This window comes from Lentzea chajnantorensis, from assembly GCF_054300775.1.
In genome coordinates this window covers 7908544-7922546 of sequence record NZ_JBSDZT010000002.1, presented here as the reverse complement: position 1 = coordinate 7922546, position 14003 = coordinate 7908544, and the positions used below count along the sequence as shown (strand labels likewise).

Below are 14003 nucleotides of genomic sequence, written 5' to 3'. Positions count from 1 at the left end.
ATCACGCTCAGCGTCCACTCGGTCACTCGAACCGCGCTGGACCGGGGTTCAGGCCACCACTCCTAACGTGCGGAAACATCCCATGAGCGTGAGGAGCGCACGGTGGTCACCTTTCCCGTTCCCGGATCCAGCTACCGCGGTCCGGCGCCGGAGTTCGCGCGGTTCCGCGCGACGAGCCCGGTCGTGCGCCTGCCCGCCGCCGGTGGCGGCCACTGCTGGGTCGCCACCACGCAGGACGCGGTCCGCGCCGTTCTCGACGACGTGCGGTTCTCCCGCGCGGCGTCCTACGAACCGGGCGCGCCGGTGTTCCCCGGTCTCTTCCAGGCACCGCCAGGCATGATCATCTCCCTCGACCCGCCCGCGCACACCCGGCTGCGCGACCTGGTGTCGCAGGCGTTCTCGGTGGACCGGGTCGAGTCCATGCGACCGAGAATCCAGCAGCTGGTGGGAGAGTTGCTGGACCGCGCCGACGACGAGGCCAGGCAGGGACCGGTCGACCTGCTGGGGACGTTCACGTTCCCGCTGGCCATCACCGCGATCAGCGAGCTGCTCGGTGTGCCCGCCGCCGAACGCGACACGTTCGCGCGGCTGATCCGGGAGTTCGCCGCCGTGGACGCACCGGAGGTCGCGGCCGCGGCGGGGGAGCAGCTCGGCGAGTACATGGCGGCGCTGGTGTTCGGCAAGCTGCGCGCCCCCGGCGACGACGTGCTGTCGGCGCTGACGCAGGTCCGGATCGGCGACGACGGCCTGGCGGTCGACGAGCTGATCGGCCTCGGCTACACGCTGCTCGGCGCGGGCGGCGACTCCACGGCGTGCCACCTCGCCAGTTCGGTGCTGACCCTGCTCGGCCACCACCGCGACGGGTGGGTGCGGCTGGGCGGGCACCCGGAGGAGGTGCCGGCCGCGGTCGAGGAGCTGCTGCGCTGGATCGCGTTGTCCACCAACGACACCACGGGCCTGCCGCGGATCGCCGCGGAGGACGTCGCGTTGTTCGGGGTCACGATCCCCAAGGGCGACGCGGTGTTCGTGTCGACGAGCTCGGCCAACCGCGACGAGACCCTGTTCGCCGACCCGGACGTGCTCGACCTCTCCCGCACCGGCAACGCGCACGTCGCCTTCGGGCACGGCATCCACCGCTGCCTCGGCGCCCCGCTGGCCCGCATCGAGCTGACCGCCGCGCTGGAGGAGCTGACCCGGCGCTTCCCGGCCGCCCGGCTCGCGGTGCCGGAGGAGGAGCTGCGGTGGCAGCGCGCCGACATGAACCACCGGCTCGTCGAGCTGCCCGTGGACCTGCACGGCAAGGGTTTCTGACACACGAAGAACGGCCCCCGGGAAGCTTTCCGGGGGCCGTTCTCGTTGTGCGGCTACTTCTTGCGGGGTACGGCGAGTGCCGCCAGCGCTCCGCAGAAGGTGAAGACGCCCGCACCGAGCAACGCGAGCCCGTACCCGGACCCGAGCGAGTGCCGCAACGGTTCACCGGCGGCCAGCAACGAGTCCGCACGGGCCGACGACATCGTCGCGAGCACGACCAGGCCGATCGCGCTGCCCATCTGCCGGATCGTGTTCAGCAGCCCGGACGCGAGGCCCGCCTGCTCGCGCGGGACACCGGACGTGGCGGCGTTCGTGGTCGCGTTCAGCACCGCGCCCATGCCGAGGCCCAGCACCGTCGTCGGCACGAGGATCGTGCCGAGGAACGTCGACGTCTCGTCCGCTGTGGACACCCACAGCAGGCCGGCGGTCGCCGAGAGCAGCCCCGCGAGCAGCACCGGCCGCGGTCCGATCCTCGGGACGATCCGCGCCACGCCGAACCCGCCCAGCGCGATGCCGATCGACAGCGGCAGGTAGCCGAGGCCGGTCGCGAGCGCGCTCAGCCCCATCACCTGCTGCAGCACCAGGGTGAGGAAGTAGAAGGTGCTGAACAGGGCCGCGATCGCGAAGAACGCCACGACGTTCGTCGCGGTCACCGAGCGGTTGCGGAAGATGCCGAGCGGCATCAGCGGGTGGGCCGACACCGTCTGCTGGCGCAGGAAGAACGCGAACAGGACCACGGAGAGCGCGAGCGACCCGGCGACCTGCCAGGAGCCCCAGCCCAGCTCGTGCGACTGCGCGATGCCGTAGACCAGTGCCATCAGGCCGATCGTCACGGTGATCGCACCCGGTACGTCGAGGCTCTTGCGGCCCCCGTTGCTGGGTGTCTCCGGCACGGCGCCGCGGATCATCGACACCAGCGCGATGCCGAGCGGCACGTTGATCAGCAGCACCCACCGCCAGCCCAGCGACTCGGTGACGATGCCGCCGAGCAGCACGCCGACCGCGCCACCCGTACCGGACACCGCGCTCCACCAGCCGAACGCCTTCGCGCGGGCGGTGGGGTCGGTGAACGTGGTGCCCAGGACCGTGAGCGAGGCCGGTGCCATCACGGCCGCGCCCAGGCCCTGGAAGCCGCGGGCCGCGATCAGGGTGCCGGGCGAGGTCGCCATGCCGCCGACGGCGCTCGCGACCGTGAACAGCGCGGCACCGAGCAGGAACACCCGGCGCTGCCCGAACAGGTCGGCGAGCCGCCCGCCCAGCAGCAGGAAGCCGCACACCGCGATGGTGTACGCGCTGTTCACCCACTGCAGGTCGTGCCGCTCGAACCCGAGGTCCTCGTAGATCGAGGGCAGCGCGACGTTCATGACCGACGCGTCCAGCACGTTCATGAACTGCGCCAGGCAGCACACCGCCAGAACGAGCCCGAGCTTGGCACCGGGCCTGTTCAGCGTCGCCGTCATGCGCGCACCAGCCGGAAGAACGTCCGCAGCTCCTCGACCAGGACGACCGGGTTCTCCAGCGCGGGGAAGTGACCGCCGGACGGCATCTCCCGCCAGTAGCGCAGGTCGGTGAACCGGTGCTCGGCCCACGCCCTGGGCATCCGCGCGTCGGCGGGGAACACCGAGAACCCGGTCGGCACGGACACCTGCGTCAGCGGCGACTTGTTGTAGCTCTCCCAGTACAGCCGGCCCGAGGACGCGGCGGTGGCGGTGAACCAGCACACCGACACCATGTCGAGGATCCGGTCGCGGGGGATGATCTTCTCCGCGTCACCGTCGTGGTCGCTCCAGGACCAGTACTTCTCGCCGGCCCAGCCGAGCTGGCCGACGGGGGAGTCGGTGAGCCCGTAGGCCAGCGACTGCGGCTTGGTGTTCATCACCGCCGCGTACGCGGACTCCTTCGCGGCGAACTCCTTGAGCGCACCCAGGCCCTCGTAGTCCCGTTGCGTCAGCTGGACCTCCGCCTCGGGGGCGGACGCGAACGGCATGACGAGGTGGATCGCCTCGACGTGGCCGGGCGCGATGTGGCCGAGGATGCCCGTGATGAACGAGCCCCAGTCGTTGCCGTGCGCGTAGAACCTGTCGTAGCCGACACGTCCCATCAGCGTGACGAGGGAGGCGGCGATCTTCTCCAGCGTCCAGCCGGTGCCGGTCGGCTTGTCGCTGAAACCGTAGCCGGGCAACGAGGGCGCGACGACGTGGAACGCGTCGGCCGGGTCCGGCGGGTTGGTCAGCGGCTCGATGACGTCGAGGAACTCGGCGACCGAACCGGGCCAGCCGTGTGTGAGCAGCAACGGCTTCGCGTCCGGGTGCGGGGAGCGGGCGTGCAGGAAGTGGATCCCGACACCGTCGATCTCGGTCTTGAACTGGGGGACGGCGTTCAACCGGGCCTCGGTGGCGCGCCAGTCGTAGACGCTCGCCCAGTACTCGGCCAGTTCCTTGGCGTAGGCCAGCGGCATGCCCTGCGACCAGTCGTCCACGGTCTCCGCGTCCGGCCACCTGGTCGCCGCCAGTCGCCGGGTGAGGTCCGCCAGTTCGGAGTCGGGAACCTCGACCCGGAACGGCACGAGTGCAGTGTCCATGGCGCGAAGGTAGGGACGAAACCTCGAACCCCGGTCGACATCCGGGTTTCGAGCCGCCTTCGAGGTGCGCGGAGCAGGGTTCGGCGCGAGGCCAGGCCGAAATTTCCCGGAGGTGTCCCGTGCTGCCCCTTGAACTGGACGAGGAGTTCCCGTTCAGCGGTTCCTCCTACCGCGGCCCGGACCCGAAGTACGACGAGCTGCGCGCCACGTGCCCCGTTGCCAAGGTGCGCACCAACACCGGCACGCCGACCTGGGTGGTCACCGGCTACTCCGACGTCCGCGCCGGGCTCGCCGACCCCAGGCTGAGCCGCGCGTTGACGTGCGCCGAGGGTGCTCCCCAGGTCGGCGGCGCCATGACCACCACCCCCGAGATGATCATCTCGCTGGACGGGTCCGAGCACTCCCGGCTGCGCAAGCTCGTGATGGGCGCGTTCACCGTCCGCAAGGTCGAGGCGATGCGCGCGGGCGTGCAGAAGGTGTGCGACGAGCTGCTGGACGCCGTCGAGCTCGACGGCGGGCCGGTCGACCTCGTCGAGAAGCTCTGCGTCCCGTTGCCGCTCACCGTCATCGGTGACCTGCTCGGCGTGCCCACCGAGGACCTGAAGATCTTCGAGACCGACGCGCGGGCGTTCGCGACGTTCGACGAGAACGACCCGGAGGCGCCGATGCGGGCGTTCGGGCGGCTCGCCGGGTACGTCATGGGCCTGATCGCGCAGAAGCGCGAGAAGCCCGGCCAGGACATGCTGTCCGACCTGATCTCCGCGCGGGACGACGACGACAAGCTCAGCGAGCAGGAGCTGGTGACGTTCGCGTTCACGCTGATCGGCGCCGGCTTCGACACGGCAGCCAACCAGATCTCCAACTCGGTGCTGGCGCTGCTGCACGACCACCCGGACACCTGGCGGCGCCTGGTCGCCGACCCGTCGCTGATCCCGGCGGCCGTCGAGGAGCTGCTGCGGCACGTCAACCTCTTCGCCACCGACACCACCGGGTTCCACCGCATCGCGGCGGAGGACCTGGAGCTCGGCGGGCAGAGGATCGCGAAGGGCGACGCGGTGTTCTTCGTGCTGTCGTCGGCGAACCGGGACGCCGCGGTCTTCGAGAACCCCGACGTGCTCGACATCGACCGCGCCACCAACCCGCACATCGCGTTCGGGCACGGCGTGCACTACTGCCTCGGCAAGCAGCTGGGGCGCATGGAGATGGCGATCGCCATCGAGGGCCTGACCCGCCGCTTCCCGGACCTGCGGCTCGCCGTGCCGTACGAGGACCTGCGGTGGCACCAGGGCGAGATCAACCACTCACTCGTCACCTTCCCCGTCACGTGGGGGCTGGAGAACCAAGGAGAGTCATGAGCATCCCCGAGAAGCAGTGGGAGGTCAGGCTCGCCAAGCACGTCGAGGACGACCTGACCCCCGAGCACTTCGACCTCGTCGAGGTGGCCGTCCCCGAGATCGGCGACGGTGAGGTGCTGGTGCGCGTCGGCTACGTGTCGGTGGCGGCCGCCTTCAAGGAGTTCATGCGGGCCGACTGCCAGATCCCCGGCGTGCCGCCGTGGAAGGTCGGCGAGCCCGCCGGCGCCGGTGGCGTGGGCACCGTGGTGAAGTCGAACAGCCCCGACCTCGCGGTCGGCGACCTGGTGCAGTCGTTCGGGCCGTGGCAGGAGTACTGGTCCGGGCCCGCGCAGCAGTTCATCAAGCAGAACCCTCACCACGTGCCGTCACCGGTGTACTTCCTGTCGCAGGGCCCCACCGCCTACTACGGCATGGCGACCATCGCGCAGGCCGGTGAGGGCGACGTCGTGTTCGTCACCGGCGCCGCCGGCGGTGTCGGGTCGCTCGCCGGGCAGATCGCGAAAGCCCGCGGTGCCAGGGTGATCGGCTCGGCCGGCTCGCAGGCCAAGGTCGACTGGCTGGTGAACGAGCTGGGCTTCGACGCCGCGTTCAACTACAAGGACGGCCCGGTGGCCGACCGGCTGCGCGAGCTGGCACCGGACGGCATCAGCGTGTTCTTCGACAACGTCGGCGGCGAGCAGTTCGAGGCGGCGGTCCAGGCCGCCCGCCCGCACGCCCGGTTCGCGCTGTGCGGTGCGCTGGCCAACCAGGCCGGTGGCTCGGCCGAGCACCCGCGGCTCGACCTGATGACGGCCATCACGAAGCACCTGGAGATCCGCCCGTTCGCCTGCTACCACCTGCCGGAGCAGATCCAGGACTGGGTGGTCCACTTCGGACAGTGGTTGCAGGAGGGGAAGTTCGTCTTCCCGCACACGATCGTCGAGGGCGGGGTCAAGGCGGCGCCGCAGGCGTTGCTGTCGCTGCTCTCCGGCGCCTACACCGGGAACGTGACGGTCAGGTTCTCCTGATCGCGGCGATCCTGACGTGCGCCGTGCGGATGGTGCTGCCATCCGCACGGCGCACTGTCGTGATCCCGGTGCTGACGAACGCGTCACCGCTCAGCACGGCGTCCTGGGCGATCTCGACGGTGCCGGGCGGCTCGGCCATCTCCTCGGTGATCCGGTAGGAGAACGTGCCGGGCCCGGTCGCCGTCCAGGTGCCGGACCCCGTGCCACCGCCCAGGAGCGCGGCCGTGCCGTCGTCCGCGAAACCGAGCTCGCTGACCGCATCGCCACCCGGCCGGCCGACCCGTGCGCGCCATCGTCCCGTGATGTCCATGCCCCACAGGGTTTCCGTCACTGCTGGACCTGGACTCAAGGAACACCGAGCAGGGTTGGCGGCGACTGCTCTTACAGGAGAGAAAGAAGCTGGAGGCGTCATGTCGGACGCACCATTTGCCGGACAGCAGGTCGTCGTGACGGGTGGGGGAACCGGCATCGGCCGCGCGGCGGCGCTGGCGTTCGCCGACCTCGGCGCCGCGAACGTGATCATCACCGGCCGCCGCGAGAACCGGCTCACCGAGGTCGTCGCGCTGCACCCGGCCATCACCGCCGTGGTCGCCGACGTGACCACCGAGGAGGGCGCGCAGAAGGTCGTCGACGCCGTGAAGCTCGGTGGCGGCAAGGTCGACGTGCTCGTGCACAACGCCGGGATCTTCCGGTTCACCCCGGTCGCCGGTTTCGACCTCGGCACGGCCCGCGACGTGCTGGAGACCAACCTGGTCGGCCCGCTGGTGCTGACCGCCAAGCTGCTGCCGCAGCTGACCTCGCCCGGCGGCAGCATCGTGTTCGTCTCGAGCAACGCGGGCCACATCGCCGTGCCCGGCGGCGGCGTGTACGGCGCCAGCAAGGCCGCCGTGGACAGCCTGGTGCGCAGCTGGGCGCTCGAGCTTCGCCCCGCAGGGCATCCGCGTCAACGCGGTCGCGCCCGCCGCCGTGCGCACCGAGGTCTACGCGGCCAACGGCCTGAGCCCCGAGGAGGTCGAGGGCTACTTCGGCTTCCAGGCCTCGCAGACCCCGCTGGGGCGCACCGGTGAGGTCGACGACGTCGTCCCGTGGATCACCCGCTTCGCCGAGCCGGCGAGCTCGTGGGTGACCGGTCAGATCATCACGCTCGATGGCGGCGCTGACCTGGCGTGAGCCAACCCGAACCAGGAGGAACCGAAAGATGACCAGCAGCGCCACCGAGCCCGGTGTGGACACGTTCCCGTACAAGCGCCAGTGCCCGTTCACCCCGCCCGCGCAGTACGCGCAGATGGCGGAGGAGGACGTCGTCGAGGTCACGCTGACCGGGTCCGGCCTGCGGATCTGGACGATCAGCGGCTACCACACGATCAAGCAGCTCCTGACCGACCCGCGGATCAGCGCCTCCCGCAAGCACGACAACTTCCCGTTCTACTTCATCGCGCCGCCGGAGTTCCGCACCGAGACGTCGTTCATCGGCTACGACAACCCCGAGCACACCAAGACCCGGCGCAAGGCGGCGGTGACGTTCACCAACCGCCAGGTGAAGCGGCTGCGCGGGCGCATCCAGGAGATCGTCGACGAGTACATCGACAAGATCCTCACGATGACCCCGCCCATCGACTTCCACCGCGAGTTCTCGCTCGCCGTGCCGATGACGGTCATCTGCGAGCTGCTCGGCATCCCGCAGGACGAGCACGACTTCTTCATCGAGCACGGCACCTGCCTGCTGGGCGGGCACTCGACACCCGAGCAGCGCCAGGCGGCGATCGTCGAGGTGAACGCCTACGTCGACAAGCTGATCACGTTGAAGGAGCAGGAGCCCGGCGAGGACCTGCTGTCGAGGGCGATGGCCGAGTACGCGGCCTCCGGCGAGGAGTACACGCGCCGCGACCTGTTCAACATGATCCGCCTGCTGATGAACGGCGGCCACGAGACCACGGCCTCGATGCTGTCGCTGGGCACCGCGGCGCTGCTGGAGCACCCGGAGGAGCTGCAGAAGCTGCTCGACGACCCCGAGGGCATGATCGAGCCGGCCGTCGAGGAGCTGGTGCGCATCGCGACCATCGGTGACACCGCCATCCCGCGCGTCGCGCTGGAGGACATCGAGATCGCCGGCAAGACCATCAAGGCCGGCGACGGCATCCTGTGCCTGGGCCTCAACGGCAACCGCGACCCGGAGGTCTTCCCGGAGCCGGAGAAGCTGATCCTGGAGCGCGGCACCCGCAAGCACCTCGGGTTCGGCCACGGCCTGCACCACTGCATCGGCGCCGACCTCGCGCGGCTGGAGATGCAGCTGGTGTGGACGACGCTGTTCCAGCGCATCCCGTCGCTGCGCCTGGCGAAGCCGTTCCTGGAGATCCCCCGCAAGGAGGGCGCCGTGATCTACGGCCTCTGGGAGCTGCCGGTCACGTGGGACCTGCCCGCGGAGGACTGACCGCACGCGCAAAGGGGCCCCGCTCACGAAGAGCGGGGCCCCTTTCGCGTTGCTCAGTCCTTCGGGATGTCCGGGCGCCGCACGTGTCCCGGGATCCGGGTGTGCCCGCTCCGCGGGAGCACGCCGTCGACGAGGTAGTCGTCGACCAGGGCGTCGAGGACCTCGTTGCCGGCCAGCGCGTACACCTCGTGGTCACCGGAGTCCTCGACGACGACCAGCGGGTGGTCCAGCAGCGCGGCGAGCTCGACGCCGCCCTCGACGCGGTCCATCGGGTCGCCGTCGGCCTGCACCACCAGGCCCTTGGGGTAACCGGGCTGCGCGAGCTCCGTCGGCGGTTCGAGGCTCTCGAACGTCCGGAACGCACCGACCCACGGCTGCGCCCGCAGGACCCCGTAGCCGTACGGGTGCGTGGCCCGGTGCTTGCGGACGTCGGCGTAGTAGACCTCCAGGTCCTGCGGCCAGTACGTCTCCAGCGTGATGGCCTCCAGCACCCCGACCCGCAGGTCGCCCTCGGAGTCCTGCGGCCGCCACGTGCCCTGCCCGACGATCAACGTCTTCGCCTTGTCGAGGTTGCCGTCGCCGAGCGCGGTGTTCAGGTCGCCGATGAGGTAGCCCAGCGAGTCCCACTGCGCCCGGTCCGTGGCCCTGGTGCCGACCGCGCCGTCGAGCAGCGTCCTGAGGTGCACCTGGCCCTGCTCGTCGAGCGCCGCCACGACCTTCTCGACCTCGGCGATGACGTCCGCGGCGTTCGTGCCGAGGTGGAAGTGCCCGTCGCGCTCCGCTGTCCACTCCGCCCACAGCTCGACGTTGCGGTAGACCGCCTCCGCCTGCGTGACGAACTGCTGGCGCCAGGTCCACTGCGGGTTGATGCACGAGTCGAGCACCGTGCGGTCGAGGTGCTCGGGGAACATCGTCCCGTACACCGCACCGACGTACGTGCCGTACGCGTAGCCGACGAATGAGATCTTCTCCTCGCCCAGCACGACCCGGACCAGGTCCATGTCGCGGGCGGTGTTGCGGGTCGTGATGTGCGGCCGCAGCTCCCCGCCCGCCTTCTGGCAGCCGAGCTCGCGCAGCCGCATGTCCTCGGCCAGCTGCTCGAACAGCGAGTCCGGCGGCCGGCTGTCGAACGGCGCCTTGGGGATCGTGACCTCGCTGTAGAGCTTGGTCGACTCGCCGTACCCGCGCGGGTCGAACCCGATGAGGTCGTAGGCGGACCTGAGGCGCGCCCCGAAGTGCTTGATCAGCCCCAGTCCGTCACCACCGTCGCCGCCGGGACCACCGTTGACCGCGAGCAGCACGCCACGCCGCCGCGCCGAGTCGGTGGCCTTCAGCCGGGCGAGCGCGATGGTCAGCCTGGGACCGTCCGGGTCGGAGTAGTCGCGTGGCACGACGACCGTCGCGCGTTCAAGGCCGTCCTCGAACGGCGGTGACCAGTTCACCTGCTGGTCGTAGAACTCCCTGAGGGGCACGGTGGAACCTCCGCGTGTGGGTGTGCGCCGACACCCCAGCGTCGCAACAGGTCCTTGAACGCCAGCGGAGCAGGAGCGTTCAAGGTGACCTCCACCGGGCGCACAGCGCGACCGCCCAAGGTGGAGCACGTCCGGCGAGCCGCAGATCCGTGGGAGAACTGCCATGCCAAAGATCACTTACGTAGCGCACGACGGTGTCGAGACCGTCGTCGACGTTGCCCAGGAAGACACCGTGATGCGCGGCGCGGTTCTCAACGGTGTCAAGGGGATCGTCGCCCAGTGCGGCGGCGGCGCCTCCTGCGGCACGTGCCACGTGTACGTCGACCCGGAGAACACCAAGCCGTTGGCGCCGATGCACCAGGTCGAGGACGAGCTCCTCTACTTCACGGCCTGCGAGCGCAGGGAGAACAGCCGGTTGAGCTGCCAGCTCCCGGTGACCGAGGAGCAGGACGGGCTCGTCGTGCACATGCCCGAGAAGCAACTCTGAGGCCGAGCAGCAACCCCGAGGGAGAGAAGAGCATGAGCAAGCGACGGGTCGCCCTGGTCACGGGCGCCACCAGTGGGATCGGCCTCGAGGTCGCGCGCAGCCTCGGTCAGCAGGGGCACGCGGTGTTCGTCGTGGCCCGCACCGCCGAGAACGTCACCACCACGGTGAAGCAGCTCAGGGAAGAGGGCTGCGAGGCCGACGGCGCCGCAGCCGACGTGACGTCCACAGAGGACATCCGCGGCGCGGTGCGGAAGGCCGTCGACACGTTCGGCCCGGTCGAGATCCTCGTCAACAACGCGGGCCGCGGCGGCGGTGGCATCACCGCCGAGCTCGACGAGGACCTGTGGCTGGACGTCATCGACACCAACCTCAACGGCGTCTTCCGCTTCACCAAGGAGGTGCTGAGCACCGGCAAGATGGTGGAGCAGAGCTGGGGCCGGATCATCAACATCGCCTCCACCGGCGGCAAGCAGGGCGTCGTGTTCGCCGCGCCCTACTCGGCCTCCAAGCACGGCGTCGTCGGCTTCACCAAGGCCGTCGGCATCGAGCTCGCCAAGTCCGGCATCACCGTCAACGCGGTGTGCCCCGGCTACGTCGAGACGCCGATGGCCGGCCGGGTCCGCCAGGGCTACGCCAACCACTGGGGTGTCAGCGAGGACGAGGTCCTCGAGAAGTTCAACGCCAAGATCCCGCTGGGTCGGTACAGCACGCCGGAAGAGGTCGCCGGTCTCGTGACGTACCTGACGACGGACACCGCGTCCTCGATCACCGCGCAGGCGCTCAACGTCTGCGGCGGGCTGGGCAACTACTGACATGCGCGGCGAGTCGGTAGTCGTCGTCGGGGCCGGGCAGGCGGGCTGCCAGGTCGCGGTGTCCCTGCGCGAGCAGGGGCACCGCGGCCCCATCACCCTCATCGGTGACGAAGCCCAGAAGCCCTACCAGCGGCCCCCTCTCACGAAGGCCTACCTGGCGGGGGAGACCGACCTCGCCGGGCTGGTGCTGCGGCAGGACTCCTACTACGAGGACCACGGCATCAAGCTCGTCACCGGCGAGCGGGTGCTGGGCGTCGACCGGTCCGCACGGGTCGCGGTGCTGGGCTGTGCGCGCACCATCGGCTACGACCACCTGGTGTTCGCCACGGGGGCGCGGCCGCGGCCGTTGTCCATCCCCGGCGCCGAGCACGTGCTGAACCTGCGCTCGGTCGCCGACGCGGACGTGCTCCGGCAGCGGCTCGACGGGCAGGTCGGGCTCGACGTCGTCGTCATCGGCGGCGGGTTCATCGGCCTCGAGCTCGCCGCCGTGGTGCGCAAGCTGCGCCACGAGGTGACCGTCGTCGAGACCCAGCCGCAGGTGATGCAGCGCGCCGTCACACCGGAGACCGCGCGGCAGCTCGTCAACCGGCACCGGTCGGAGGGCGTGCAGGTCCTGACCGGCCGGGGCGTCGCCGCCGTCCGGGAGGGCCTCGTCGAGCTGACCGACGGCACGGTGCTGGTGGCCGACCTGGTCGTCGCCGGCATCGGCGTCCTGCCCAACACCGAGGTCGCGCAGCGCTCCGGGCTCGCCACCGACAACGGCATCGTGGTCGACGCGCACCTGCGCACCGTCGACCAGCGCGTGCACGCCGTCGGTGACTGCGCCCGGTTCGCCAGCACGCTCACCGGCGGGCTCACCCGCCTGGAGTCCGTGCAGAACGCCACCGACCAGGCCACCTGCGTGGCCGGGGCGATCCTGGGCAGCGCCGAGCCCTACACCGCGCTGCCGTGGTTCTGGAGCGACCAGTACGACGTGAAGCTGCAGATCGCGGGCCTCACCGAGGGCCACGACCGCGCGGTCACCGTCGGCGACCCCGCGGAGGGCCGGTTCTCGGTGTTCTGCTTCCGCGGCGACAAGCTGGTCGGTGTCGAGGCCTACAACAAGCCGATCGACTTCATCATGGCCCGCAGGGTCCTCGAGGGCGGCAACACCCTCACCCCCGAGATCGTCGCGCGGCCCGGGTTCGACCTGCGCGGCAGCCTGCAGCGGGCGGCGTGAGCCGTGCCGTCCGCGGACCCGTCACAGCCAGCCGGCGTCGTCGGCGATGCGGATGGCGTCCACCCGGTTGCGGGCGTTGAGCTTGGTCATGGTCGTCGTCAGGTAGTTGCGCACCGTGCCGACCGACAACGACAGCGCGGTCGCGATGTCCGGCGCGTCGGCACCGTTGGCCGCGAGCCGCAGCACCTCCAGCTCGCGGTCGGTGAGCGGGCACTCGCCGCGGTCCCACGCGGCCAGTGCCAGCTGGCTGTCCACGACCCGTTCCCCCGCGGCGACGCGGCGGATCGCGTCGGCGAGCTCACCGGGCGGCGCGTCCTTCAGCAGGAAACCGTCCACCCTGGCCGCCAACGCCCGCCGCAACGTCCCCGGCCGGCCGAGCGAGGTCAGCATCAACGTCCTGACCTGTGGCATCGACTCGCGGATCGTCGCCGCGGCACTCAGCCCGTCGAGGATCGGCAGGTCGATGTCGATCACGCAGACGTCCGGGCCGTGCTGCCGCACCGCCGGCACGATCTTGTCGCCGGAGCTGCACCTCGGCCACGACCTCGATGTCCGGTTCGAGGTTGAGCAGCGCGATGAGAGCACCGCGCACCATGTGCATGTCCTCCGCGAGCAGAACCCTGATCATCGCGCCCCTCCGCGCGACACCATATCCCCCGGCGTTCATGTCGCGCTCCACGCCACATCAAGGCCACCCGGCAAGGGTGAGGACAGCTGCCTTGCGAAGGGATGCGCCATGGAACGCAGCGTCAACGTGACAGTCGTGTACTACTCCTCGACGGGAACGATCCACCGGCTGGCCACGGAGATGGTCGAGACGGCGGAGAAGCACGGCGCTGAGGTGCGGCTGGTGCGCGCGGCGGAGCTGGCGCCCGCCACGGTCGTCGAGTCGCGGCCCGCCTGGAAGGCGCACCTGCTCGACACCGCCGACGTGCCGATCGCGGCCGTCGACGACGTGCTGTGGGCCGACGCCGTCATCCTCGGCACGCCCACCCGCTTCGGCAACGTCTCGGCGCAGCTCAAGCAGTTCATCGACACCCTCGGGCCCGCGTGGTTCAGCGGCCTGCTCGCGAACAAGGTCTACAGCGCGTTCACCTCGGGCGGCAGCACCCACGGCGGCATGGAGACCACGCTGGTGTCGATCTACAACATGGTCTGCCACTTCGGCGGGATCATCGTGCCGCCCGGTGGCGACTTCAACCCCTACGGCACGTCCCACGTGCTGGGTGCGGACAACCGGCCGGTCTGCGACGTGACGTTGCGGGCGGCCGGGGTGCAGGCAGAACGCGTCGTGCGGGTCGCCCGCGCGCTGAAGGAGGTCTGACCGC

The 14003-nt window shown here is 70.5% G+C and carries 14 protein-coding genes and 1 pseudogene; 10 read left to right on the top strand and 5 right to left on the bottom strand.

The genetic code is table 11. The features are described 5' to 3' along the window. The first annotated feature begins 102 nt into the window (after nt 1-102). On the top strand, nt 103-1311 hold the full coding sequence (locus ACVDFE_RS37850) for a cytochrome P450 (RefSeq protein ID WP_458433794.1): 1209 nt from the start codon (nt 103-105) through the stop codon (nt 1309-1311). 53 nt (nt 1312-1364) lie between these two features. On the opposite strand, the gene ACVDFE_RS37845 is transcribed toward ACVDFE_RS37850, so the two are convergent. Both ACVDFE_RS37845 and ACVDFE_RS37840 read right to left on the bottom strand, forming a co-directional pair. Beyond that, nucleotides 1365-2771, bottom strand: a complete 1407-nt coding sequence (locus ACVDFE_RS37845; protein ID WP_458433793.1) for an MFS transporter — start codon at nt 2769-2771, stop codon at nt 1365-1367. Continuing rightward, the gene (locus tag ACVDFE_RS37840; protein ID WP_458433792.1) at nt 2768-3892 is read right to left on the bottom strand and encodes an epoxide hydrolase family protein; all 1125 of its coding nucleotides are present in this window, start codon (nt 3890-3892) and stop codon (nt 2768-2770) included. Before ACVDFE_RS37840 ends, ACVDFE_RS37845 begins: the two co-directional genes overlap by 4 nt. A 119-nt stretch (nt 3893-4011) precedes the next feature. On the opposite strand from ACVDFE_RS37840, the gene ACVDFE_RS37835 reads away from it, so the two are divergent. Both ACVDFE_RS37835 and ACVDFE_RS37830 read left to right on the top strand, forming a co-directional pair. Beyond that, a complete protein-coding gene (locus tag ACVDFE_RS37835; RefSeq protein ID WP_458433791.1) occupies nt 4012-5247 on the top strand; it encodes a cytochrome P450 in 1236 nt (411 codons plus the stop codon). After that, entirely contained in the window at nt 5244-6254 is a 1011-nt protein-coding gene (locus tag ACVDFE_RS37830; RefSeq protein ID WP_360397331.1) for an NADP-dependent oxidoreductase, read from the top strand. The genes ACVDFE_RS37835 and ACVDFE_RS37830 overlap by 4 nt, the downstream gene beginning before the upstream one ends. Here ACVDFE_RS37830 and ACVDFE_RS37825 read toward each other — a convergent pair. Next, nucleotides 6241-6585 (bottom strand): hypothetical protein, encoded by a 345-nt coding sequence (locus ACVDFE_RS37825; RefSeq protein WP_458433790.1) that lies wholly within the window; start codon nt 6583-6585, stop codon nt 6241-6243. The two genes, ACVDFE_RS37830 and ACVDFE_RS37825, sit on opposite strands and share 14 nt — an antisense overlap. 79 nt (nt 6586-6664) lie before the next feature. Between ACVDFE_RS37825 and ACVDFE_RS37820 the strand changes: the two genes are divergently transcribed. The 3 genes from ACVDFE_RS37820 to ACVDFE_RS37810 are packed head-to-tail and all read left to right on the top strand — an operon-like array spanning nt 6665 to nt 8685. Next, nucleotides 6665-7321 carry an SDR family oxidoreductase gene (locus ACVDFE_RS37820; protein ID WP_458433789.1) on the top strand — a complete coding sequence of 219 codons (657 nt, stop codon included), beginning with the start codon at nt 6665-6667 and terminating at the stop codon, nt 7319-7321. Further along, on the top strand, nt 7251-7424 hold the full coding sequence (locus tag ACVDFE_RS37815; RefSeq protein WP_458434462.1) for an SDR family oxidoreductase: 174 nt from the start codon (nt 7251-7253) through the stop codon (nt 7422-7424). Before ACVDFE_RS37820 ends, ACVDFE_RS37815 begins: the two co-directional genes overlap by 71 nt. A 28-nt stretch (nt 7425-7452) precedes the next feature. Further along, nucleotides 7453-8685 carry a cytochrome P450 gene (locus ACVDFE_RS37810; protein WP_360397337.1) on the top strand — a complete coding sequence of 411 codons (1233 nt, stop codon included), beginning with the start codon at nt 7453-7455 and terminating at the stop codon, nt 8683-8685. A gap of 53 nt (nt 8686-8738) precedes the next feature. Here the strand turns inward: ACVDFE_RS37810 and ACVDFE_RS37805 are convergent, their stop codons facing one another. Continuing rightward, nucleotides 8739-10157 carry an alpha/beta fold hydrolase gene (locus tag ACVDFE_RS37805; RefSeq protein ID WP_458433788.1) on the bottom strand — a complete coding sequence of 473 codons (1419 nt, stop codon included), beginning with the start codon at nt 10155-10157 and terminating at the stop codon, nt 8739-8741. A 163-nt stretch (nt 10158-10320) separates the two neighbouring features. Here ACVDFE_RS37805 and ACVDFE_RS37800 point away from each other — a divergent pair, with 163 nt between their 5' ends. The 3 genes from ACVDFE_RS37800 to ACVDFE_RS37790 are packed head-to-tail and all read left to right on the top strand — an operon-like array spanning nt 10321 to nt 12675. Then, complete coding sequence (locus ACVDFE_RS37800) at nt 10321-10644, top strand: 2Fe-2S iron-sulfur cluster-binding protein (protein ID WP_360397341.1); 324 nt, start codon at nt 10321-10323, stop codon at nt 10642-10644. Nucleotides 10645-10676: 32 nt separating this feature from the next. After that, nucleotides 10677-11456 carry an SDR family NAD(P)-dependent oxidoreductase gene (locus tag ACVDFE_RS37795; protein ID WP_458433787.1) on the top strand — a complete coding sequence of 260 codons (780 nt, stop codon included), beginning with the start codon at nt 10677-10679 and terminating at the stop codon, nt 11454-11456. A gap of 1 nt (nt 11457) precedes the next feature. After that, nucleotides 11458-12675, top strand: coding sequence for an NAD(P)/FAD-dependent oxidoreductase (locus tag ACVDFE_RS37790; protein WP_458433786.1), 1218 nt, complete (start codon nt 11458-11460; stop codon nt 12673-12675). Nucleotides 12676-12696: 21 nt separating this feature from the next. Here ACVDFE_RS37790 and ACVDFE_RS37785 read toward each other — a convergent pair. Next, nucleotides 12697-13303: pseudogene (locus tag ACVDFE_RS37785) on the bottom strand (response regulator transcription factor). Nucleotides 13304-13411: 108 nt separating this feature from the next. Here ACVDFE_RS37785 and ACVDFE_RS37780 point away from each other — a divergent pair. Beyond that, the gene (locus ACVDFE_RS37780; protein ID WP_360397349.1) at nt 13412-13999 is read left to right on the top strand and encodes an NAD(P)H-dependent oxidoreductase; all 588 of its coding nucleotides are present in this window, start codon (nt 13412-13414) and stop codon (nt 13997-13999) included. Nucleotides 14000-14003: the final 4 nt, after the last annotated feature.